The sequence below is a fragment of the Synechococcus sp. H60.2 genome, from assembly GCF_047462315.1.
GTDB lineage: Bacteria > Cyanobacteriota > Cyanobacteriia > Thermostichales > Thermostichaceae > Thermostichus.
In genome coordinates this window covers 1-23,189 of the sequence record NZ_JANSIZ010000045.1, presented here as the reverse complement: position 1 = coordinate 23,189, position 23,189 = coordinate 1, and the positions used below count along the sequence as shown (strand labels likewise).

The 23,189-nt window shown below is 54.6% G+C and carries 17 protein-coding genes and 1 CRISPR repeat array; of the genes, 5 read left to right on the top strand and 12 right to left on the bottom strand.

Going from position 1 to position 23,189, the window contains the following annotated elements:
- Positions 1 to 87 precede the first annotated feature (87 nt).
- Positions 88 to 3,037: direct repeats of the CRISPR family, unit length 36 nt; unit sequence GTGCTCAACGCCTTACGGCAATCAAAGGAAAATCAT.
- 176 nt (positions 3,038 to 3,213) lie between these two features.
- The 7 genes from cas2 to cas6 all read right to left on the bottom strand — a co-directional run bounded on the left by cas2 (position 3,214) and on the right by cas6 (position 11,558).
- On the bottom strand, positions 3,214 to 3,507 hold the full coding sequence (cas2, locus tag NW845_RS08480; protein WP_414335565.1) for a CRISPR-associated endonuclease Cas2: 294 nt from the start codon (positions 3,505 to 3,507) through the stop codon (positions 3,214 to 3,216).
- A gap of 3 nt (positions 3,508 to 3,510) precedes the next feature.
- Positions 3,511 to 5,226: a type I-MYXAN CRISPR-associated endonuclease Cas1 gene (cas1, locus tag NW845_RS08475; protein WP_414378095.1), complete on the bottom strand. Its 1,716-nt coding sequence runs from the start codon at positions 5,224 to 5,226 to the stop codon at positions 3,511 to 3,513.
- A 95-nt stretch (positions 5,227 to 5,321) separates the two neighbouring features.
- Positions 5,322 to 5,921 (bottom strand): type I-MYXAN CRISPR-associated protein Cas5/Cmx5/DevS, encoded by a 600-nt coding sequence (gene cas5, locus NW845_RS08470; protein ID WP_414378094.1) that lies wholly within the window; start codon positions 5,919 to 5,921, stop codon positions 5,322 to 5,324.
- On the bottom strand, positions 5,918 to 6,838 hold the full coding sequence (locus NW845_RS08465) for a DevR family CRISPR-associated autoregulator (protein WP_414366359.1): 921 nt from the start codon (positions 6,836 to 6,838) through the stop codon (positions 5,918 to 5,920). The genes cas5 and NW845_RS08465 overlap by 4 nt, the downstream gene beginning before the upstream one ends.
- Before the next feature lie 85 nt (positions 6,839 to 6,923).
- On the bottom strand, positions 6,924 to 8,483 hold the full coding sequence (gene cas8a1 / locus NW845_RS08460; RefSeq protein WP_414378093.1) for a type I-MYXAN CRISPR-associated Cas8a1/Cmx1: 1,560 nt from the start codon (positions 8,481 to 8,483) through the stop codon (positions 6,924 to 6,926).
- Positions 8,480 to 10,897, bottom strand: a complete 2,418-nt coding sequence (gene cas3 / locus NW845_RS08455) for a CRISPR-associated helicase Cas3' (protein ID WP_414378092.1) — start codon at positions 10,895 to 10,897, stop codon at positions 8,480 to 8,482. Before cas3 ends, cas8a1 begins: the two co-directional genes overlap by 4 nt.
- Positions 10,898 to 10,910: 13 nt before the next feature.
- Complete coding sequence (cas6, locus tag NW845_RS08450; RefSeq protein WP_414378091.1) at positions 10,911 to 11,558, bottom strand: type I-MYXAN CRISPR-associated protein Cas6/Cmx6; 648 nt, start codon at positions 11,556 to 11,558, stop codon at positions 10,911 to 10,913.
- A 367-nt stretch (positions 11,559 to 11,925) separates the two neighbouring features.
- On the opposite strand from cas6, the gene NW845_RS08445 reads away from it, so the two are divergent.
- Positions 11,926 to 12,486, top strand: a complete 561-nt coding sequence (locus NW845_RS08445; protein WP_414337102.1) for a formylmethanofuran dehydrogenase subunit E family protein — start codon at positions 11,926 to 11,928, stop codon at positions 12,484 to 12,486.
- Positions 12,487 to 12,607: 121 nt separating this feature from the next.
- On the opposite strand, the gene NW845_RS08440 is transcribed toward NW845_RS08445, so the two are convergent.
- From NW845_RS08440 to hmpF, 5 genes are all read right to left on the bottom strand, one after another.
- A complete protein-coding gene (locus tag NW845_RS08440) occupies positions 12,608 to 12,853 on the bottom strand; it encodes a Uma2 family endonuclease (RefSeq protein ID WP_414364890.1) in 246 nt (81 codons plus the stop codon).
- 1,020 nt (positions 12,854 to 13,873) lie between these two features.
- Entirely contained in the window at positions 13,874 to 14,743 is an 870-nt protein-coding gene (gene fabD / locus NW845_RS08435) for an ACP S-malonyltransferase (RefSeq protein WP_414364888.1), read from the bottom strand.
- Positions 14,744 to 14,747: 4 nt separating this feature from the next.
- Positions 14,748 to 15,761, bottom strand: a complete 1,014-nt coding sequence (locus NW845_RS08430; RefSeq protein WP_414378090.1) for a beta-ketoacyl-ACP synthase III — start codon at positions 15,759 to 15,761, stop codon at positions 14,748 to 14,750.
- The gene (plsX, locus tag NW845_RS08425; RefSeq protein WP_414364884.1) at positions 15,761 to 16,852 is read right to left on the bottom strand and encodes a phosphate acyltransferase PlsX; all 1,092 of its coding nucleotides are present in this window, start codon (positions 16,850 to 16,852) and stop codon (positions 15,761 to 15,763) included. The genes NW845_RS08430 and plsX overlap by 1 nt, the downstream gene beginning before the upstream one ends.
- A 208-nt stretch (positions 16,853 to 17,060) precedes the next feature.
- Entirely contained in the window at positions 17,061 to 18,794 is a 1,734-nt protein-coding gene (hmpF, locus tag NW845_RS08420) for a pilus motility taxis protein HmpF (RefSeq protein WP_414364882.1), read from the bottom strand.
- A gap of 432 nt (positions 18,795 to 19,226) precedes the next feature.
- Here hmpF and trpC point away from each other — a divergent pair, with 432 nt between their 5' ends.
- From trpC to NW845_RS08400, 4 genes are all read left to right on the top strand, one after another.
- A complete protein-coding gene (gene trpC, locus NW845_RS08415) occupies positions 19,227 to 20,126 on the top strand; it encodes an indole-3-glycerol phosphate synthase TrpC (RefSeq protein ID WP_414378097.1) in 900 nt (299 codons plus the stop codon).
- A gap of 40 nt (positions 20,127 to 20,166) precedes the next feature.
- Positions 20,167 to 20,406: a DUF5340 domain-containing protein gene (locus tag NW845_RS08410; RefSeq protein ID WP_414378089.1), complete on the top strand. Its 240-nt coding sequence runs from the start codon at positions 20,167 to 20,169 to the stop codon at positions 20,404 to 20,406.
- Positions 20,407 to 20,470: 64 nt separating this feature from the next.
- The gene (locus tag NW845_RS08405; protein ID WP_414337475.1) at positions 20,471 to 20,665 is read left to right on the top strand and encodes a heavy-metal-associated domain-containing protein; all 195 of its coding nucleotides are present in this window, start codon (positions 20,471 to 20,473) and stop codon (positions 20,663 to 20,665) included.
- A 134-nt stretch (positions 20,666 to 20,799) separates the two neighbouring features.
- A partial coding sequence (locus NW845_RS08400) for a heavy metal translocating P-type ATPase (RefSeq protein WP_414378087.1) occupies positions 20,800 to 23,189 on the top strand: 2,390 nt, incomplete at its 3' end.

The following is a 23,189-nucleotide window of genomic DNA, read 5'->3' as shown; positions in this document are numbered from 1 at the left end:
GATTAATCCATCCTGCTTCCGAAGTTGGTTTGCTAAGTGTTGCTACTGTACCCCTTGATTCCTTAACAGGCTGTACTACCAACCCCTGTGCTCAACGCCTTACGGCAATCAAAGGAAAATCATTCGCCGCTGGGACGGCTACGCCAGAGCCGCAAACGGGGCGTGCTCAACGCCTTACGGCAATCAAAGGAAAATCATTCGCTAGTGTTCCGGAGACTTGTCTTGCCAGCCAGTCGTGCTCAACGCCTTACGGCAATCAAAGGAAAATCATGCCCACCCGTGCCACGAGTGGTGTGGCGGCCCGAATAGTGCTCAACGCCTTACGGCAATCAAAGGAAAATCATTACGAGTGCCATCCTGTCTAGTGCGAACGCGCTGGTGTGCTCAACGCCTTACGGCAATCAAAGGAAAATCATTCTCTAGAACGACTGTAGTGCGGGGCCTCCAGGCCGTGCTCAACGCCTTACGGCAATCAAAGGAAAATCATCTACTAGCCAGGCCAGAAAGTCTGCCCAGTTTACTGTGCTCAACGCCTTACGGCAATCAAAGGAAAATCATACTTATTCCTAATGCAACTGAAATTGCATTCAGTTGGTGCTCAACGCCTTACGGCAATCAAAGGAAAATCATTCTGGCCTTGCTGACCAACCCGCTTCCGGCTCTTGGAGGTGCTCAACGCCTTACGGCAATCAAAGGAGAATCATGCGAAAACTCAGGCGGCAGGCATAAATGGTGTCCGCCGTGCTCAACGCCTTACGGCAATCAAAGGAAAATCATCTCCACGAAGACAATCTTGGCCTACCTAGGAGCCCATAGTGCTCAACGCCTTACGGCAATCAAAGGAAAATCATCGCAGCTATAGCGTCACCCTCTGCGCTGTCTGGAATGTGCTCAACGCCTTACGGCAATCAAAGGAAAATCATACGGTAGCGCGTGGGAACTAGTCTTCCCGGCCTGAAGGTGCTCAACGCCTTACGGCAATCAAAGGAAAATCATAGAGCAGCAGCGCTGCCAAGACGACCTGGACTGCCTAGTGCTCAACGCCTTACGGCAATCAAAGGAAAATCATATCCCGCCCGGCGAGGGTAGGGGACTAGTTTATCGGTGCTCAACGCCTTACGGCAATCAAAGGAAAATCATCGGGATGGCTGAGGTGGCCTTTTGTTTCCCATCCTGTGCTCAACGCCTTACGGCAATCAAAGGAAAATCATCTAGCAGCAGAAAAGCCGCCGAAGCGGCGGCGGCGTGTGCTCAACGCCTTACGGCAATCAAAGGAAAATCATCTGCAGGAGTCTCTGCCACACTGCTACCGCGTTCTGTGCTCAACGCCTTACGGCAATCAAAGGAAAATCATACACGTGGTCGGCACCCGGCTGGCGCGACTCCAGAACCAGTGCTCAACGCCTTACGGCAATCAAAGGAAAATCATTCGCAACGCGGGGGCCCGCCGTGTCTGAGGTGGTGATGTGCTCAACGCCTTACGGCAATCAAAGGAAAATCATCAACCGGCAGATGTTGTCCACGTTCCGCACCCTCTTGTGCTCAACGCCTTACGGCAATCAAAGGAAAATCATCACCCCTGGGCCGTCATGGTGGACGGCAAACTGTTCGAGTGCTCAACGCCTTACGGCAATCAAAGGAAAATCATGATTCTTGCCGACCACCCACCCGATGGCTCTTGGAGGTGCTCAACGCCTTACGGCAATCAAAGGAAAATCATCAGTGTCAAGTCTGGTGGTCGTTGCCGGGTGAAGTATGGGTGCTCAACGCCTTACGGCAATCAAAGGAAAATCATCGAGGCAGAAAGCGAGGGCGACGAGCCGGTGTCCACGTGCTCAACGCCTTACGGCAATCAAAGGAAAATCATTCGGGGAGGGTGACGCGGATTGACCTGGCTATAGAGTGCTCAACGCCTTACGGCAATCAAAGGAAAATCATCCCCCACCTAGCAGCAAAACCGCGCGCGCACGGTCAGCGGTGCTCAACGCCTTACGGCAATCAAAGGAAAATCATGGGGATTTGGCTACCCCCCCGCTTTGTCTCGGAGGTGCTCAACGCCTTACGGCAATCAAAGGAAAATCATGATCTACGAATCTGTGCCAGCCCCAGCCCAACAAGTGCTCAACGCCTTACGGCAATCAAAGGAAAATCATGGTCGGCAAAGACGTTCTGGGCCGCCTTCTGGAAGTGCTCAACGCCTTACGGCAATCAAAGGAAAATCATCCCTACTGGTGTACCGTCCGGATCTGTCTCCTGCTGAGGTGCTCAACGCCTTACGGCAATCAAAGGAAAATCATGGCCCCAGTTGGGGCCCCGTCTCCTTACCATTCAGGTGTGCTCAACGCCTTACGGCAATCAAAGGAAAATCATGGTCTTGAGTGAGGCATTGGGTATGCCCCAAGAACATGTGCTCAACGCCTTACGGCAATCAAAGGAAAATCATACGTCGTAGGTGAACTCAAATTCCAATTCCGTCAGGTGCTCAACGCCTTACGGCAATCAAAGGAAAATCATGCGCTAGGTCTAATCGCGTGACGCGGGCGCTCAATTGTGCTCAACGCCTTACGGCAATCAAAGGAAAATCATTCGTCGAAAGCAAGTCTGAACCTGGACTGCCGCGCGGGTGCTCAACGCCTTACGGCAATCAAAGGAAAATCATCGGAAGTCCACGCCACCCACAACTAGAGAAGCGAGTGCTCAACGCCTTACGGCAATCAAAGGAAAATCATCGTATCCATCCCACTTCTTCCCGATAGTCCGGCTCTGTGCTCAACGCCTTACGGCAATCAAAGGAAAATCATCGGAAAGCGTAGCGGGCCTTGACGGCGGCAACGTTGGGTGCTCAACGCCTTACGGCAATCAAAGGAAAATCATCCGGCAGGGGGAGTTGCTCATGTTCCAGCGATTCCTGTAAGTGCTCAACGCCTTACGGCAATCAAAGGAAAATCATGCCGCACCTCAGAATCCTTGCTTTGCAAGGCTCCGATAGCCACTTGGCAAGGTGCTCAGCGCCTTACGGCAATCAGAGGAAAACCATGCGCTTCCATTGTACCCTAACTGGCAGTCAAAGCCTAGCGAACAGGCTTCCCATGAGGGTTCTGAGGTTTTGCAAGCATCTCCAAGCAAGTGGAAACGGCTGGGATCCGCTTACAGCAAGGCTTTGAGGTTTGTTAGAAGCTGAGATACCTCTCACAACGGTGGATCCTTGTTTCTTCAATAGATCCTGTAGCTGCTCTGCTGCTGTGGCCAACTTCCTGGTCGGTTCGAGGTGAGCACCCGCTCCAAACAACGGTTGCAGATCCCCACGATGAGAAGGCCATCTTCCGGCTTGAGGATCTTCTCTAGTTCCCAGCGCAGTTTTTCTCGTTCTCGTAATGTTAGCCAAGTGCGGAAGATTGAGTACTGAATTCGCTCTCCATATCCCTCTAACAACTTCGACGCTTTTCGCCATCGCTTTTGGCAACGTATGTCATAGCATACTAAGTAGCAAACTTTATATTCAGCCATGGTTTACCTCACAACCAAGTTTCCAAATAAGTCACCCTCTCCATTCCATTCTTTTTCTAAAAGGCGAACCTCTAGCTCTAACAAACGACGATAGGTTAAGGAATAGTTAGTGACTGGATGCTTCCACTTTTCCTGCTTGCGATCTTCGTAAATTTGAATCATCTTTTTCCGCCCTTCTTCGCTAAGCCAAACTTGTTGTCCTCGTATGATGAAGTCTGCTTCCGGATCCCATTGTTTACGATTCACTGAAGCTACGATTGGCATATCCACAAGAGGCACGCGAAAGATTTCCATCAAGTCGAGAGCTAGAGGGGGTGCTTGAGAGCGAGGCTGGTGATAGAAACCGAGAGCAGGCTCTAGGCCTACCGTCAAAATAGCGTTCATGACATCTTTAAGCAAAAGGGCATATCCAAATCCCAGTAGAGCATTAAAGCGATCCTTAGGGGGCCTTCGGTTTCGGCCTGAAAATCGCATCTCCTCTGGCACCTTATCTGATAGCACATAGGGCAAAGCGGCAAAGTAAAGCGCCGATAGATTTCCTTCCAAACCCAGCAAGCTTGATAACGACTCTGCTCGATCGACTTGCTTGAGTACTCGCCTCATTTGGTCAATGGCTTGCTCTACCTCTGGTGGACGAGCAGATCCCAGCCGCATCAAGAACTTACGCTGACTTTGACCTCGACACGCAACCAGCTTCCGAGCTAACTTCAAGCACATTTGAGGATCGCTCAGGGCCTGGTACTGTCGGATCCGGCGTTGGATGCTTCCGTGCCGGGGATCTAGGCTACCAACGTAGCGTCCACCCCCAGAGATTAGGTGAATCCCAATGCCTTGCTCAGCACAGAAATAAATGGCCTGAGTTGAGATTTGAGAAAAACCGTGCAGCACAATTTGCCCGGTTTGCTGAGCAGAGATAAACTCTTCGTTTTGGTTTCGGTAGCTTACTTTAAGACGGAATCCGCTGCGCCCTACCCGCGCCCCCGGCTCTAGAATGTGGACACACTGCCGTTCATCGTCTTCCGGGAAGAGGCGAATAGGCTGCCATTCTCTATCATGAGCTAGCCGCGCTTCTTCAGGTAAGCACACAGGGGCCAGAGAGCAGCCTGCGCAGAGTCGCTCGTTGTCAGTAATTGGGGGACGGAGATGGGATTGGCGCAGCAACCTTGCTTGCTCGATTGCCTGACGCACAGCTTGGCGCCCGGCATCATCGAGGGGAACGCGCACTAGCACATTGTCGCCGTGGTATCGAATTCGTCCTTCAGGGATTGGGATCCCCAGGACAGTTTCCATCAGATAGGCATAGGCCAAGATCTGCAGCCGGTCGCTTTCCCAGGCTTGGGGCTGGTTATCCGGATCCCGGGCTGCCCGACCCCTTTTATGCTCATAAGGAATAATCTGACCGTCGCGAGTACGCAGGGCATCTACCCGTCCCCGCAAACCCAGATCCTCGCTTTCTAGAAATAGATCCTCCCAATCTTCCCCCTCTTGCTTTTCTAGCTCTGTATGTAGCCGCCGACCAGCAAAAATAGCTGCGTTTTCACTGTAGAGCTCCTCAACTTCTTCTAGGTAAAATAATCGTGGGCAATAGGCCAATGCATGCAACGCTGAAACACGAATCAAATCTGAATCTATCTGTACAGAGAAATCAGCCAACGATAGCGGCATAATCCAAAGCTCCAAAACATAAACAACATGAAGAATATGAGAAAACCTCAACAATACTGAAAAAACCTTCTCCTCAGATAGAGGCAAAATCTAGTCTCAAAGCACTGCCCGTTCTCGCATACATGTGCAAGGATGACAGCAGACAGCAGCTAATCTGGCCGAATTTCTGTCCAGGCCAATTCAGGTATCTCCTCACTCTCAAGAGTTTGGAGCAAGTACCTTTGCCAGCGGGTGCCACGGGCTCCTACGTGATCGACCCAATACGGCAAAGTGAGGATCCCGTCCTCATCTCGAATTAGCCATTGACTCTGCTTGGGAACTACTGGAATTGGCGTTATCGAGTTAACAAGGTCACGGCTCTCCCCCAAGCTCAGTCCTCCGGATCGGTTAATCGATTCGGGATTCTCAAAGGCTCTTTCCAAATCATGAGCAAGGGATCCTTTAACCAGCACTGCAATCTGCACGTCAGTGAGTAATTGCTGATAGTCGGGACGGGCGTTGGCCGGATCCCGAATGTCTTTGCTTTTAAAGCGACGAAAGGTGCGGATTACCGTAGAAAGTTGAGGTTGGCTCAGTAGGGCAATTGCCAGTTGAGCACCACAATAGCGATGCCGATCCCACTCTCCCAGCAAGGAAAGCAGCATTCCATAAACAGTAGCAGGTGGCGGCACCGGATAGGTTTCGGCAAACTCCCTGGCCCAAGATTGACGAAAGCAAGCAATAGGTACCTCAACCTGAAGCTGAATCATGCTGCCTCCCTAGAAGAAATTTGACTTTGAATTATGGCAATTAGGTCGTCAACCGTTGACTTAATGCCCGGACTTACATGAGCACCTAATTCAGCTAGCTTCTCCCCGTCCTCGGTTTCGGCAGCAGCTCCTGCTAGCCATAGCTCTTGAGGATCTATATCTCCTACTTGTACTCGACGCACCAAGTCTGGCATGCTTATTTCTCCCTCAGAGTTTTCTTCAAAACAGTAGAGCAGGCGGGGCGAAAAGTCGTGCGTCCAGCGCAAGACTATGCTATCTGGTGAAAAATCGTAGAGAAAGCGGGAGTGGTTGCCGGCTACCTCCCCTAACGAAACCAGTCCCCTCACTACTTCAATAACTCGCTCTTGCCGCTGAAGTCGAGCAGGGGTCATTGCAAAACCGTATTGATAGCGAGTGGCATGCACCTCTGTTCCGTAGAGAGAAGTGGATCCCTTCTGACCGCTTCTTGCATTGAAGGTTATATCTCCACTGTACGGTCGGGTGGAGATTGCCCGAGTTACCTCTAAAACACCGCGCCTAGCAGTGGTAGTGCCTTTGGCCGGCTTTTTCCCCTTTCCTTTGGATGAGCTTTCGTCTGAGGCATCTACTTTAGCCCCCTCCGCGCGCATAAAGCCTAAAACATCATCATCAATGTACAGATCAGGGTCAAAGTTAGGCTCTTCCCACTCGTTGTCGTTAGTTTCGTCATTCCAGCGTCGGTTGACCTTGCAACCGCTTCCTGATGTTTGCCAGTAGTAACGCAATGCCCAGCGAATTGCTTCAGCAGAAACAGTAGTATGCACCTCATTTTTCCAGAGAATCTTTTGCAGGGTAGTAATATTGCCCTCACTCTCGCCGCGATTGTTTGCAGCAGTACCATAGTTGGTCAAAATGTTGCCGAACAGGTGAAAAGTCATGGTTTTTCTCCAAACTAAGTTGCTAAGTTACTGCTACGTTGATTTTTTGTCTGGCTCACAAGCTTCTACTTTGAAGATTATAGTCTTAGTCCTCTTCTAATTCGGCAGGAGCAATCAAGTCAGTACCGTTCTCATCGGGCTCATCTTGAGTTTCTTCCTGACGCTCCTTACCTTTGTAGCTTGCTAACGCCAGAAGAGCCAGATCCCGTGCTTTTCTCCACTCTTTGGGATCCATAACTAAGTCCATCAAATCATCCCAGTGCTCTTGAAGCGTTGGTATTATCCCAGCTTTTGCCCAAAAGTTAGTAATAAACTCACGGAAGCTTTCTGCATTTTTACATCGAGCTAATCCAGTGCGAATGCGTATGTTTTCCCTATCAAAGTTAGTCTGCTCTCCTCGATCTTGAGCCTTCTTATATAAACGACCATAGGTAAAGCGAATAGCCTCATGGCAGGTCTGGACAAACCAGCGCTCTCTATCATCCATGTCTGCTCTCATGACCATCTCACTTAAACCTCTGCGTTCGTAGCACAGTTGTTGGAATCGCTCGTTACTGTTAACCCAATCTGAAAACCCGGCATACCAAGGATGATCTCTTGCCAGATTTTCAGCAATCATCTCACGAGCAAAGCTTGTTGCGATAAAGCTTCCTTCCTCCGCTTTTGTCTTAAGGATAACTCGATCTGGTAGTACCGCTTTGCAGATCTGGTAGTTTTTGCAGGCATGATACTTTGCTTCTACAGTAAATAGATCTGTGCGAGACTTTTGTTGGCTCGACCAGGGGACAGAACCTAGAGTAAGAACCTGACATCGAGTTACCTTAAATCCTCGAGAAGATTCTGCAACCTCTTGATATGTCAGAAACTTAAGCCCAGCATCTCCCAAACCGGCAGCATGTAAATCTCGATAACTTGCATAACGGAGCCGAGGATCTTGCCGATAGCCTGCATAGACCTCCATATCGGTAATCTCAGGAACCACCAGAGCATATTGAGCTTTTTGATCCTTCAGCCGTGACCGAAGAATGTAGTAGAAGGAAGAAACAGGAGCGTAGAGGAGTATAAAGGCCATCTCTGGAGACTCTTCAAAGCTTGTATCTGAGGGAAACGCATTATGTCGCACAACGGCACCTGGATTAAGCCAGCCAGCAATGCTAATTGGCTGCCTAAGCCAATTACCGTCTTTATCGCATAGATTTTTGGCAAATTCCTGATGGACATAGCTTTCTAAAGCTTTGTACTTGATAATGATGGGTGGGTAGTTCTCATCGATCTCTAGAGATTCAGTTTGCTCACCAAGAATTTTGCGAGTTCTGTTATGTTGTAAAAATGTTCCCAAGATCCCCTGGTGAATGATTACCTGTGAGTCTTTCCGCATTGACTTACTATCAATCCCTCGCAGTGCGATAAGTCCATTGTTAAGCTGAAAAGACTCTTTAAGCAGCCAGTCAATGACCTCAAAGTCATTTCCCTGCCAGAACAGTTGGACTTGTCGAGGTGTCAGTTCCCAAGTTAGGGACCCCGGCCGCTTCTCTGGTGGAATCTCTTGTTCTATCTGCTTAAGAGTCATCCACAGCCCAGCCAGACCTGCTCGATGCAGCAGTGTCAACCCAGGATGTCCTATGTGTAGCTTTAGCTCAGTCATGGCGTGCCAGATTCCTCGCTATAGCTGATGTATCCAGGCTCTGTGACGAAATAAAATCCACGTCGCTGCCAATTCCACCACTCTATCTCTTGATTTGGAATCCGAATCGGAATTGCCCAGGCTTGAGCCTCTTGCAGAAAAGCTTGCATCTTCGATAGCTTCTGCCCCTTGGCCAAAGCTTTTTCCTGCCGACCTTTAGCAGCTGCCCAAATAGACTCCTGATCCTCTGATAGAAGCACCGTTATTGTGTGTCCACTTTCGCGTAGGAAGCTTGGGTAAGTGCACCAATCTTGATCAAGCCAGGCCGATTTCACTTCAACAGGCTCTTTTGGGCTGAGCTGAGAAAGAATGCTAGCTAAATCCCGCTGTGAAACGCGCTCTAGTCCTCTGTATTTAACCTCATTAACTAGTTTTTGCCCGCTTTCTAGTTCTTCTGCAGTATAGGGAGAGCTTTTATCCCATCTGTAGAGGAGAGCTGTACAAGGTTCTTCTTTTTCGCTTTTCATTCTTCGATTTAGCCGACCCAATCGCTGAACCAAAGCCGTTGCTGGAGCCATGGCAGAGACAAGCAAATCTGCACTTAAATCTAAGGACATTTCACAGACTTGTGTAGTGACAGCAAGAACAGGTTCTGGCCGACTAAAAGCATTGATAACCTGCTCATGCTTGGTGAGTTTATCTTTGTAGCGAAAACGACTGTGGTAAATTAAAACTTTGACTTTTATATCTTTTAGTTTTTCCTTGGCAACTTGATAAATATCAATACAACTAGACACTGAATTAGTTACCCACAGAACCTTTTGCCTCTCCTGAACTGCCTTGATGACTTTCGACCAAATAAGCTCAGAGTGGGTGGGATCACCTTCTGCTTGCACCTCTTGTATTTGATAGCGCTTCAGTTCTTCTAGCTCTCGCGGTCCTTCAACGGGATCCTCTATAGGTTCACCCAACTCATCCATCACTCGCTTAATTGCCTGGAGCTGTCCTGGGGTAAAGCTAGCGCTCATCAAGAGGACAGGTGCACCTCGAAAAGTCCGTAAGAATCTCAGTAAAGCGCCGAACAATTGATTGTCATAGGCATGCACTTCATCAAAAACAAAGGCAGATTGAGCTAGAACTGGCCATGAAAACAGTGACCTTCTATTGTTTTGCATTAAACCTAAAATGGAATCCACAGTGCAGATAATTAATTTCTTTCGCCATGCTTGCAGCGCAGCCAGACGAGATGAAGTTGCCTCATCTTTTTCGCCCTCTCCGGTTAGCAGCAGTTCTCGATCTAAGTCTGCCCGCGAGTGCATCAGCATTTTTTCTATTGGGGATCCCTCGGCATAGTCTAGGTAGCCCTGAGTAGCTGTTCCAGTGGTAGGGTAGCCAAAAAACAGCCGCTTTCCCACTGCCCACTTTTTTGCCCAAGCATAGGCTCCTAAGGTTTTCCCCGTACCACAGCCTGCTTTTACCAGTGTTACCCGACAGCGGGTATTAGCAATTTGCTCTTGGAAGGGTCGTAGAGAATTTCCCCCTAGTTTCTGGGTAACTAGTTGCTCTAGTTCGCTTTCCTGAAGAACCAAACTCAGGGTATTAGAGATCCAATCCTGTAGGTTTTCTCCCTCTGATGGCAAGATCGATCCTGCCAGATCTGCAGCGATGACTGTGGCTTTAGCCGCCGCCACCAATGCCCGCTGATCTGAGCTTAGACTTTTGGCAAAGTCTCGGAACTGGTTTGCCAAGGTATGTAAATGCTCTTCTAGCTGTTCTTTTTTCCAATTTGCCGAAGGTACATCTGGAATCTCTTCTGGCAGTCCAAGTCTCTGGGATCCCAGTCTCAATATGGATTGAAAATCCCGATGGTCAGTGTAAATACGAACCTCAGTTCCCGTGCCATCCGGCAACTCTGTAATTTTATGTGATTCCTTGCCCTGTGAATCCACTCCTGCCTTGAGATGATGTCCGATTGCTGCCCAAGTAGCCAAGAGCAGCTCCTCTTCGGTAAATGCTTTCCGTAGCCACTCCCGAAATGGGCTAACCTGTAAGGCGAGTATGCCGCTTAAAAATTCATGTCGAATAAGTTGTTGCTTATTGTGAGCCCTCCAAGCCTTCTCAAGTCTTGCTTTTGATTCGGCATCTAGAATTGATGACTTGAGATAAATCATCTCTTGGAAATGTTGGTTTGCCTTGCCCCAATCATGCAAATAAGATCCCAGCTTGACAATAGATTTCAGACGACTTGCGTCCTTCAACCTCAACTGCTGCTGAATAGTCTCTCCTAGGTGATCTGAAAGAACTTCAGCCGCTGATAATACAGCCGTAACATGACCTGTAAGCTTAGCAGCGCCTTTTGCTTGAGCGTACTCTTCTTCGGATTGGCGGCTGGGATCCCGCTTCTCCAGAGATTTTGCCAGTAAAAACTTAAACATTGTAGATCTCTTCTTACTTGTAAGGTAAAAAGAATCCGCAGCCCATGCGCCGTCGGCCACCTAGGCCTACTTGCTGCAGACGAATTGAATCTTCCTCTTGTAAGTTTTCTACCAATGTTGAGAAACCTATGATTGTATGCCCCTTGATTCTTAAGGTTTTACGCAGAGGCTTTCCGGTTTTATCTTGCAGTACTGTTACCTGGCCTGAAATCTTTAGTTTCTCTAGCTGAGCCTGAGCAGCTTGGGCAAATGTATCCGGCTCAGTGTAGCCCTTGATCGTAACGATTCGAGCTTTCAGGGAAGTACTTGGTTTGAGAGTAAAAATCTTAGGGATCCCTAGCTGTACCTCATGAGATCCAATCTTCAATTGTTTACCGGCTAGCTTGTACACCTCCGCCACTGCCTCGATAGGTAGTCGAATCCTAATGTGGGAGTGTGGAGTTAGTAGGATTTTGCCTTGTCTATCTCTGATCCCTGCTGTTGTCAAAATACTGACGCAGGGATTCCGATGCAACATCGGCACTCGGTGACACAGTGCCGCTAATAAGCCGTATCCATGATCTGCAGGGAGCGTGGCTCCTCGTACAGGCAGGCACAAGTCTACTACAAGGGTTTGGTAAAGGAAGTCTGTTGAGTCAGGTGGTGAAGCCTCAGCAGTCATTGGTCTGGCTCCGGCTACAACTGCAATGTAAGACATCCCAGAAATGAGGTTACTGGGAGCTCTTATCCCTTGTCAAGTGATAGACAGCGCCCTAAGGCGATCAGTGGATAGGGCAGTCAGGGGTGTTAGAGCCTGCTGCCACCAGCAAAGCACTTCTGACCACAACGGCCATTTAAGGGTGCTCAACGCCCGGAGGCTTACCTTCGACAATATCATCGTTCTCGGCTCACTGCACTTGTGAGTCAGTTCTGGGAATAGTTCTCAGAAGGCTGTTGGATCCCCCGCCCCTGCATAGGCAGGCTCAAGGGGTAGGGCTTAGGATGGCTTAGCATCTCTCTGCTTTTCATGTCTCCCCACTGCACTGCCTATGAACTTGTTCTTCGTTGCCAAGCCGCAGCCGTTTTCTCTTCTACTGATCGCGCTTCAGCTAGCTTTGGGAGCACCAGCACCAGCTCATCCGAGTTCTTTTTCTGGAAGTGACTCGACGGCGATAGCAGTTCAGAGAGTAACAGAAATCCATGGCGGAGCCGGCCCTTGGGCAGTGATTGGCTATCGCATGGGGATGCGCGCCCTTGCAGAGCTAGGCTTGATGGATCCAACTCCCCACACATCTAGGAACCGTTTTTTGGTGGAGGTTATTCACGAGTCGCCGCTGGAGATCCCGTTTGTGTGTATTGTGGATGGCTTGCACGCTGCAACAGGAGCCAGTTTGGGCAAACTGAACTTGAAGCTGGTGGAAGTTGGCTCCCTCGACAAGATGCGCAGTGTGGTGATCCACCGAGAGACCGGCAAGCGGGTGGAGTTTCAAGTTTTGCCTGAGTTTATCGCCCAATACCGGAATTTGCCCCCGGAACAACTGGCGGCTGCAGGCCAGGAAGTTCTCCAACTGGCCGATGAGAAGCTCTTTCGCTTCACGATTAGCCCCTAGCAGGAAATCTTGTTTTGGGATCCCTTCAGCATTTGTCAATGGCCTGGAGACGAACTAGCAGGCTGCTTTATCGCTATTTGCACTAAGCCCACTAAGGGATCCGCGCTCGGGCAAACACATTCTAGGGAACAACCTTCAAGCCCGGCAAGCAATCGTCTTGGGTGGCTTGGGATCCCGCAAATATCTGCGGCGGGGCATCGGGGTAGAAGACGGTGATGCCCTTGGCCTGCGGATCCACAATCCAAACGCGGGGGATCCCGGCCTCCAAATAGTCCGCTGCTTTTTGAACTGCAGCCCCAAAGCTCTGACCGGGAGAGAGGATCTCGGTTTGGGGGCTGTCCTCAAAAAGTTGATCATGCCATTGCACCCAAGAGGAAACAGTTTTGACCGTCAGTCTGGGGTTCTGGGTCAAACGGGCGGCCAGGGATCCCTTGACAATCCAACAAAACCAGGAGACCAGGATACCTCGCCGCTTTAACTAAACGCGCAGAATTCCCCACCGTCTATACGGTAGGATGGGTAGCACCCCCAGGTTGAGGCTGGATATACTGTTTCACTATTTCTAAGGCTGCACCAAACAATACACCTAGAATTGTGCCAAAACTTGTCTTTTTCCCAGTATACCCTACTCAGTTGTTCTCCAAATTGCTGCCTCAAAACTCGGCTCGATTTCTGAGTTTTGTCATAGAAGGTGCTGCTTACAAGAAGTACTGTACTGACTTTAGCCTTGACTGAGTACCGTAAGGTGAGTAAAACTGTACGGGTAAACAGACGGCAGATGTTGCGACTCTATCTCAACAAAAGCCAGGAGAAGGCTATGCTCGTCGTCTGCACTGTTATTTGTACAACGCTTGCGTCGCTCAAAGGACTCCGTCCCGCTTGCGCAGTCGGCACTATTCAGGCTGGACATATCCCAGCTCTTCGGGATGAAAGGTAACCAGTAACGGTAAGCACGGCACCGTCACCCTCAATGACTTGGGCATTACCCTAAAGAGGCGGAGCAGGGACAACGATTGGGGAAAACCGACCACGCTAACCCTTGTCTACAAACCATCTTTGCGGCAGTGGTATGCTTCGTTCCCCGTAGAGGTGGAGGTACCCCATGGCTCCCAGTCGGAGTTGAGGGATGAGTCTATCGTTGCCTACGATTCGGGCACCGAGACAGCCATCACCTTGTATAACGGGAACAGAGGCTCGGCACACGGGATCCATGAAGCACCTGGGGCAGAGGAAGAGACGGAAGCCTTGCCCAGGTGGGGAAACCCCAGCTGCTTATGCAGTGGGGCCTAACTGCTGTTTGGGGAGGCTTGCGTTGCCCGCAGCTCTTCTTCCTTTGGGAGAGGGGAGCTAGCAACGCAACTTGTAGCACCAGGGCTGCCGGGATCCCTTAGCTAATCTTGAGGCTGTTGATGTTGCACCGTCTCAGGGCAGGCGCCGTTCGCCTCACCAAGCCCGTCAGCACATTGCCAGGGCCAATTTCCCATACCTCTTGGATACCGTCGGCAGCCATCTGTAGCACTGTCTCTCGCCAGCGGACTGGAGCAGTCATCTGGGACAGCAGCGCCTGCTTGAGAACTTGGGGATCTCGGCTGGCGGCAGCCGTGCAATTGCTGTAGACCGGCACTCGCGGAGCCTGAAAGTCAACCTCGCGCAAGGTGTGGGCAAAGGTTTCCGCCGCCGCCTGCATCAAGGGCGAGTGAAAGGCGCCGCTGACTTTGAGGGGAACGGTGCGCTTAGCCTGCAACTGCTCACAGACAGCCTGCACCCCCTCGACCGAGCCGCTGATCACCACCTGATCCGGGCTGTTGTCGTTGGCAATGACCACGTCGGACGTCATCTGGCACAGGTGCTCCAGCTTGTCGCGATCAAAGCCAATCACCGCCGCCATGCTGCCGGGGGGATCCCCTGCAGCTTCCATCAACTGGCCCCGCAGCGCCACCAGCCGCAGGCCAGTCTCAAAATCAAATACCCCGGCAGCGTAGAGGGCGCTATATTCTCCCAAGCTGTGGCCGGCTGTACAGGCAGGAGCCTGACCCTGAGCGTAGAGATAGTCCGTCAGCAGGGCTGATACGGTGAATAAAGCCGGCTGCGTGTAGCTGGTCTGATGGATCTGCTCTTCCGAGAGCGCCAAGGGATCCCATCCCAGCCTCTCGCGGGCCAAAGCCAACTTCTGGGCCGCCCCCGGCCAATCCTGTAAGTCCTTTCCCATGCCCACGGCTTGGGATCCCTGGCCGGGATAGATCCAGGCAACGGTCATCAACTCATTTCCCCCAACGAAAGACAATCGCTCCCCAGGTGAGGCCGGCGCCAAAGCCTGCCATCACCCCCAGATCGCCAGCGCCAAAGCGCCCCTGCGCGATCCAGGTGGCCAAGGCAATCGGTACCGAAGCGCCGGAGGTGTTGCCGTACTGTTCTAGGACGCTGGCCACCCGCTGGGGATCCAACTGCAAGCGCTTGGCCACAGCATCGAGGATGCGCTGGTTGGCCTGGTGGATGAAGTAGCCTTGCACGGCTGCTGCGGGGATCCCGGCCCGAAAGAGAGCCTTCTCGACAATCTCCGGCACCGCCTGGACGGCAAACTTGTACACCTCGCGGCCATTCATAGCGATGGGGCAGCAGCGGTATTGCCCCACCTGCAGGGATCCCACCAGGGTCTTGGTCTCGGTGGCCATAGCCAGGCTGAGTAGCTCGCTGCCGCTGCCATCGCTGCGCAGCTCGATGCTGAGGATGCCGCTGTCCCCCTCTCTTGCGGCTTCCAGCACCACCGCCCCCGCGCCGTCCCCAAACAGGACGCAGGTGGTGCGATCCGTCCAGTCCACTGTGCGAGAGAGCACGTCCGCCGCCACCACCAGTGCCCGCCGGTACAGCCCGGTTTGGAGAAACTGGGCTGCCGTGGCCACGGCAAACACAAACCCCGTACAGGCCGCTGTCAGGTCAAAAGCCACCGCCTGTGTCGCCCCCAGCGCTGCCTGTACCCGCGGAGCCGAGCCGAAGCGATCGACGCCGGTGGAGGTGGCCAGGAGGATCAGATCTAGCTCCTGGGGTGGGATCCCGGACTGTGCCAGGGCGGCCTTTGCCGCTTGAACCGCCAAATCCACCAGGCTGAGGTCGGGGGGCAGGATGCGCCGTTGGCGAATGCCGGTGCGGGGCCAGATCCACTCGTCGGAAGTCTCCACAATCTGGCTGAGGTCGTCGTTGCTCAGGCAGGGAGCCGGCAGGGCAGCTCCCACCCCTACCAGGCGCACGGTCGGGAGGCCATTGCTGGGCATGGACACTATCCTTCCGCCCGCTCCAAGGATCCTACCGGCAGGGCTTCTGGACTGGGGTTAGAGGCCGAGGCCAGAGGACGGGCATTCTCTCCGGGATTGGACTTGGATGGGGGGGAGTCAGTCATTTCCGCTTGCAGCCGCTGTAGGATCTTCTGCTCCGCCGCCTCTTTGGCCAGGCGAATGGCATGGTAGACCATCGCCGCCTTAGAGCTGCCGTGGGTAATGACGCAGATGCCGTTCACCCCCAGCAACAAGGCGCCACCATATTCTACATAGTCCATGCGCCGCTTCACCTGCTTCAGGTTGGGCCGGAGCAGCCAGCAGCCCAGTTTGCCACGCCAGCCGCGGGGCAACTCCTCCCGCAGCACCTGGGTGATCACCTGGCCAACGCTCTCCGCAAACTTGAGCAGGGCGTTGCCCACAAAGCCGTCGCACACCACCACATCAAAGTCCCCCGTCAACACATCCCGCCCCTCGGCGTTGCCGGCAAAGTGGATCCCCGGCAACTGTCTCAGGCGCTGATGGGTGGCCAGGGCCAGGTCGTTGCCCTTGTTGGGTTCCTCGCCAATGTTGAGCAGGCCCACCCGCGGCTTCTCAATCCCCAGCACGCACTGGCAGTAGAGGGATCCCATGCGGGCAAATTGTTCCAAGAAGCGGGGCCGGCAGTCCACGTTGGCTCCCACATCCAAAAGCAACACCGGCTTGCCCTTCAAAGTGGGCAAAAGAGCGCCAATGGCCGGGCGGTCGATCCCCGCCAATCGGCCTAAGTTGAGGTAGGCAGCGGCCATCGCAGCCCCAGTGTTGCCAGCAGCCACCACTGCATCTGCCTGCTTGGTGCGCACCTGTTGCATGGAGACGTTGATAGAGGCCTGCGGCTTTCTGCGCACCGCCAGGGGCTCTTCCGCCATGCCCACTTCGTCCTCAGCAGGCACGACAGTGATCCCAGGCGGCAGTGGCCGGGGCAGAAAAGGCTCGAGAGCGTCTGGACGACCGACCAGCGCAATCCCCACCTGAAGATACCGATGGGCCAGCAGGGCGCCCTTGATGATCTCTTCGGGAGCGTAGTCACCTCCCATCGCATCAACTGCAATTCGCACGAGCTGACCTCACACTGGAACACTCCTGACAAGCAAAATGCGGGGATCTCCGCTGCTTCTTTGCCTCGAGAAGTTGGGATCCCACTATCTACAAGGGGCTATCGAATTTTACCAGATTTGCTCTCTTTGGTTGAGGCTGGCGAGCGCCTGTTCAAAGCAGTAGGGGAGCACTGCCCACCTGCCCCAGGAAGAGGACAGGACACGCTCTTTACCGCTGGGTGAGAGCGGCCAGGAGGGATTGCACCTGCTGGACATGGGCACTGGCCACGGAGCCCCTGTCTTGATGTTGACCCAGCTCCGCCTCCAACTGAGCCAGTTGTTGTGCCAACTCCGCCCAGCGATCTCGCTCGGGGTAGAGGGTGGCCTGGAGATGGTTGAGGCGGCCCCAGGTTTCTGCCATCGCCTGGGTGCGGGCCCGCAGGGATCCCTCCTCTTGCTCCAGTTGTTGCCACTGCTGCTCCAACTCTTGCCGCTGGCGGGCAAGCTGCTCCTGTTGAGAAGGCAAAGACGCCTCCAGTTGTTGAATGAGGGTTTGCAGACGGCTTTTTTCCTGGAGCAGCTCCTGCTTCTGGCTGCCGATCTGCTCGAGGATCGGCCCGATATCCACCTGAACTGGGGCGGCAGCCTGATTTTGAAGCTGCCTAAGGCGGGCTTCCTGGCGGGTCAGCTCTTCGTATTCCCGCTGCAGGTTTTTCTCCTGGGGCGCCAGGGCCTCTTCCAGGGCGCTACAGGCAGACTGGGCGTAGTCGATATCCATCTCGATGTCAAACCGCTCTTCGGGAGAGGCGGTGGCCAGCCGCTCTTGCAGCTCCCGCAAGGTCTGCCGGTTTTGCTCCAGCTCGGCCCGCTGTTGGCTGACTTGGGCCGCCCGCTGCTCATAATCTCGACGCATCTGGCTCACCAAGGCCGCCAGCTCCTCCACTGAGATCGCAGACCCTGAGGCACCTGACCCGCTGTTGCTACTGCCATCGACGATGAAGTCGTACTCCTGCACCAGACGATAGGCTTTTTGGAACAAGCTCTCTTGGGACTGCAACTGCTGGAGGATCCTCTGCAGTTGCTCCTGATAGGCTCGCAGGGATCCCTGCCGGGCATGCCATTCGGCTTGGCTCTGCTCCAGGGATCGTTGGGATCCCCACCAGGCGGCGCAGCGCTCCCGCCAGGTACGGTAGTCTCGATCCAGCTCCTCCTGTTGGGCGTGGGCCTGCTGACGTTCTTGTTCCAGTTGGGCAATCTCTTGATTGAAGTGCTCCTGCTGCTGCTGAACCTGGCTTTTTAAACTCTGGAGAAGAGCCAAGGGATTCGCAGAGAAATGTAAACTCTCCTGAACTTCTTGCAGCAAAACCTGGAGCTGGGCTGCTTCTGTTTCCCCCAGCCGGCTGGAGCGGGCCTCTTGCAACTGAGCTTCCAGTTCCTGCCGTTGCCGGTTCAGGGCTTCTCGTTGTTCTCCGATTAGACGCTGCTGCTCGGCCAGGTAGGCCTGCTGGGTTGCCAACTCCTCTTTGAGGCTGTCTAGAAGCTTGCGCTCTTCCTCCACGCCCTTGTATTGCTCGTACAGCCGCCGCACTTCTTCTTCTTGGGCTGCCAGCTCCATCTCACGGCGGGTGAGCTCATGCGCCTGAAAGGTGAGGGATTGTTTCCAAACCTCGATCTCCTCTTCCTGGCTGCGGGCTTTGAGCTGAAGTTGGCTGAAGTTTTGCAGGTAGGTCACCAGTTGGCGAGCGGCTTCGTTGATGCGGGTGACCTGACGGCTGCCGGTGATTTCTGCCAGCACCAGGGCCCCATCCTTGAAGCGCCCGGCCTCCTGGGCAATGCGGCCCTCTAGAGTAATCGATTCTTCGTTCACAGGCACCCAGGTGTTGTCCTGCTGCTGCTTGGCCAGCAATTGCAGAGACGACTTAGCAAACCCAATTGGCTTGGATAGCTCTGCTAGGTACAGCACGCCCGAACTCCTTCAAAACAGCATGGACAGCGATATCCCAAACTCTGCCTCAGCCGAGCCTTTGTCCACAGTTGGGCAAGATGGGGAGACGAAACGGCTGCTGCAGCAAGGCACCCCAGGGCGCGAAAACCTGCGTCAAGCCTCTCAATTGACCGAGGTTGACTTGGATCTATCTCGATCCATCTCGTCCTGAGCAGCACCTTGTCTCGTATCAAGCAGCGCCTCAGCCGGCTCCCTACTGAACTGTCAGTGTAACCAGCATCTGCTGCTGCTCAGTCCCAAACTCAACCATAGGGTAAAAAAAACACCTTTGCCAGAGGCGGTTTGGGGATATGCGGAGTAGCTATTCAAACCGACCGCAGAGCACTAGAGTAGTCTAGGGTGAGGTGTAGAGTTCTGCTCAGGGGTAGTATGGAGCTGCAAGGTGAGCCGCTGGCCGTTCGTCGGCGTTCTCCTGCCCCGCCGGTCGTCGTGGCCTCTCAGGTGTACCAGACAACAGCGCCGGAAGCCAAACCGCGCCACATTTTAGAGGAGATCATCTGGCACAAAGAGCAGGAGGTGGAGCGCCGGCGGGAGCAGCTCCCCCTAAAGCAATTGCAGCAGCAACTGGATCAAGCGCCGCCGGTGCGAGACTTTGTGGCGGCCCTTACCCAATCCCCTCACCCCGTTTCCCTCATCGCTGAGGTGAAAAAAGCCTCCCCCAGCCGTGGGGTTCTCCGGGATCCCTTTGATCCGGTGGCCATTGCCCAAAGCTACGAGGCGGCGGGAGCCAGTTGCCTGTCGGTGCTCACGGATGAGCGGTTTTTTCAGGGCAGCGGCGAGTATCTGCGCCAGATCCGCCAGGCAGTCGGGATCCCCATCCTGTGCAAGGAGTTCATCCTCTACCCTTACCAAATTCTCTGGGCGCGTACTCTGGGGGCGGATGCGGTGCTGTTGATTGCTGCCATTCTCTCGGATGCGGATTTGGGCTATTTTCTCAAGCTGATCCAGCAATTGGGCATGGCAGCTCTGTTGGAGGTGCACACTTGCCAAGAGTTACAGCGGGTTTTGGGCTTGCCGCAACTGCACCAGGCCAAAGGTCAGGTGTTGATCGGCATCAACAATCGGGATCTCAAAACCTTTGCGGTGGACTTGAACACGACGCGGGATCTCTTGGCCGCCCACCGGGATCGCCTGGGCGATCTGCCGGTGGTCAGCGAATCCGGCATTCACTCTCCTGCCGATCTGCAGCAGTTGCGGAGCTGGGGGGTGCGCGCCGTGCTGGTGGGGGAAGCGCTGGTAACGCAGCCGGATCCCGGCCAAGCCGTCCGCTCCCTGTTGTCACCCCAGTAAACCCAGGATTGTCAATGAATCCCAAGAATGGCCTAGATCGATGAAACGTATTCCTGTGCCAGCTCACGTCCACTACGAATTTCTGCTGCGGGTTCTGGAGCGGCAAACGTTTCCGACTGTGGAGGAACAGGATTTTGGCAATCGAGCCCGCATGCAAGAGCTGATCAACTCTTTGCGCAAAGCCCTGACCCAACAGTTGCAACTGGAGGAGGAGTGGCGACAGCGGGGCTATCAGGTGGATTACCGCTGGAACATAGAGGAACCTCAGTCACCCTCTTGACCTTCCAGCCCACTGGAAGGTTTAGCATCAAGCAGGTGGCAGTGGGTTGGGGAGGCTTCCCAGGATGCAAGTTGTTTTGACGGTGCCCAAGCTGGCCTGCGCGGCTTGTGTAGATACCATCACGCAGGCGGTGCGGCAACGGGATCCCCAGGCCCAAGTGGAAGCGGATCCCAAAACCAAGCAGGTGCGGATTACGTCTGAGCGAGCCGACAGCGACTGGCGGCAGGTGCTTGCCCAAGTGGGCTATCCGCCGGCCTAGCGATTTTTTCCTGCCCGGCAGCGTTAGCAGGATAGAGTTCAGAGGTGGGGTTTTCCCCTTGTGGGGGGGGGGAAGAGAGCTTTTGCGTCGCTTTTTCTTCCTTAATTTTCTTAATTTTTGCTCTGAGGACAGCCATGTCTGATTCTGGTTCCCATTCCGCTGCCCCCGGCCTGTCCGCTTCATCTGCTGGCGGCACTTGGCGCTTGGCCATCCAGGGTATGAGCTGTGCCTCCTGCGCTGCCGGCATTGAACAGGCCCTGAGTCGCGTGCGGGGCGTTACAGCCCAAACGGTCAACTTTGCCAGCGAGCAGGCCATCGTCCGTGGGGATCCCCGGCTGGTGAATCCCCAAGCGTTGATCCGGGTGGTGGAGCAGGCGGGGTATCGGGCGTGCTTGGTCGAAGACGATTGGCAACAGTCGGATCCGGACGACACAGAACGGATCGCCCAATGGGTGGCGGAACGGGAATTGAAGCTGAAGGTGGCGATAGGAGTGGGCCTCAGCACGGTGCTGCTGATCGGATCCCTGCCGATGATGCTGGGACGGGAGATCCCCGGCCTGCCCCCCTGGCTGCAGGATCCGTGGTTGCAGTTGCTGCTGACGGCGCCGGTGCAGTTTTGGGTGGGCCAGCACTTTTATCGTGGCGCCTGGGTGGCTTGGCAACGGCGCTCGGCGGACATGAATACCTTGGTAGCTTTGGGAACGAGCGCTGCTTTTTTCTACTCCCTTTTGGCGACGACTTTCCCCGACTTCTTTCATCGCCAGGGCCTGCACCCGGATGTGTATTACGAAGTGGCGGCGGTGGTCGTCACCCTGGTGCTGGTGGGCAAGTGGATGGAGCAGCGGGCCAAAGGGCAAACCTCCGAAGCCATTCGCAAGCTGATGGGGTTGCAGCCGAAAACGGCAAGGGTCATCCGCGATGGGGTGGAGCAGGATATCCCGATTGCGGCGGTGCAGGTGGGGGATCGGATCCGGGTGCGCCCCGGTGAGAAGGTGCCGGTGGATGGGGTCATTCTAGAGGGATCCTCCAGCCTAGACGAGTCGATGGTGACTGGCGAGAGCCTGCCGGTGAGCAAGTCGGCAGGAGATGAGGTGATCGGGGCCACCCTCAACCAGACGGGCAGCTTTGTGATGGAAGCGCGGCGGGTGGGCAAAGATACGCTTCTGGCCCAGATCGTGCGCCTGGTGCAGGAGGCCCAGGGATCCAAGGCCCCCATTCAGCAAGTGGCGGATCGGGTGACCTCCTGGTTTGTGCCGGCGGTGATCGGGGTAGCCATTCTAACTTTTGTCCTCTGGTGGGGGCTGGCGGGCAATCCAACGCTGGCCTTAGTGAACACCATTGGGGTGCTGATCATCGCCTGTCCTTGTGCGCTGGGGTTGGCCACCCCCACCTCGATCATGGTGGCGACGGGGCGGGGGGCGGAATTGGGGATCCTGGTAAAAAGCGCCGATAGCCTGGAATTGGCCCACCGCTTGCGCACGGTGGTCTTGGACAAAACCGGCACCCTCACCGAGGGCCGTCCCAGCGTCACCGATATCTGGACGCCAGGCTCTTCTCCCCTAGCCCTGTTGCGCCTGGCAGCAGCAGTGGAACAATACTCGGAACATCCGCTGGCCCAGGCGGTGGTGCAAAAAGCCAAAGCCGAAGGCATCTCAATCCCGTCGGCCCAGCACTTTCAGGCAAAAGTGGGCGAGGGGGCAGAAGCCTGGGTGGAGGGGCAGCAGGTGCGCATCGGTCGGCTGAGCTGGCTGCAGGCGATGGGGATCCCGTGGGATCCCTCTTGGTCGGAGCGGGTTCAGACCTGGGAAAGCCAGGGCAAAACGGTGATCGGCGTGGCGCAATCCCATCGTCTGGTGGGGCTGTTGGCCATTGCCGACCCGATCAAACCCACCTCCCCCGCCGCGGTGCGCCAGCTGCAGGAGATGGGCCTGGAGGTGATTCTGCTGACCGGGGATAACCCCACCACCGCCCAGGCCATTGCTCGGCAGGCAGGCATTCGCCGGGTGATCGCCCAAGTCCGTCCCGAGCAAAAGGCAGCCTACATTCGCCAGCTCAGACGGCCCCGACACCCGGTAGCGATGGTGGGAGATGGCATCAACGATGCGCCGGCACTGGCAGAAGCCGATGTGGGGATCGCCATCGGGACGGGCACCGATGTGGCCATAGCTGCCAGCGACATTACCCTAATAGCCGGCGATTTGCGGGGCGTGGTCACCGCCATTCAACTCAGCCGCGCCACTCTTGCCAACATCCGCCAAAATCTCTTCTTCGCCTTTATCTACAACACCCTCGGGATCCCGATTGCCGCCGGGGCGCTCAACCCCTTCACCGGCTGGTTGCTCAACCCCATGCTGGCGGGGGCGGCCATGGCCTTGAGCTCTGTTTCTGTAGTGACTAATGCCCTGCGGCTGCGGCATTTTCGGCCCTCACCCCCAGCCCCTCTCCCTGAGGGCGGGGTGGGGGCCCCCCCCCCCCCCACGCGCCCCTCGGTGGGGGTTGTCGGCTACGGGGGGCGTGCGGGGGG

Coding starts and splice junctions, on each gene's coding strand:
- NW845_RS08465 (WP_414366359.1), bottom strand. CDS start 6,838: ATGACTTTTCACCTGTTCGGCAACATTTTGACCAACTATGGTACTGCT.
- cas6 (WP_414378091.1), bottom strand. CDS start 11,558: ATGACTGCTGAGGCTTCACCACCTGACTCAACAGACTTCCTTTACCAA.
- cas5 (WP_414378094.1), bottom strand. CDS start 5,921: ATGATTCAGCTTCAGGTTGAGGTACCTATTGCTTGCTTTCGTCAATCT.
- cas2 (WP_414335565.1), bottom strand. CDS start 3,507: ATGGCTGAATATAAAGTTTGCTACTTAGTATGCTATGACATACGTTGC.
- NW845_RS08410 (WP_414378089.1), top strand. CDS start 20,167: ATGAAACGTATTCCTGTGCCAGCTCACGTCCACTACGAATTTCTGCTG.
- cas8a1 (WP_414378093.1), bottom strand. CDS start 8,483: ATGACTGAGCTAAAGCTACACATAGGACATCCTGGGTTGACACTGCTG.
- NW845_RS08445 (WP_414337102.1), top strand. CDS start 11,926: ATGAACTTGTTCTTCGTTGCCAAGCCGCAGCCGTTTTCTCTTCTACTG.
- fabD (WP_414364888.1), bottom strand. CDS start 14,743: ATGACCGTTGCCTGGATCTATCCCGGCCAGGGATCCCAAGCCGTGGGC.
- NW845_RS08405 (WP_414337475.1), top strand. CDS start 20,471: ATGCAAGTTGTTTTGACGGTGCCCAAGCTGGCCTGCGCGGCTTGTGTA.
- cas3 (WP_414378092.1), bottom strand. CDS start 10,897: ATGTTTAAGTTTTTACTGGCAAAATCTCTGGAGAAGCGGGATCCCAGC.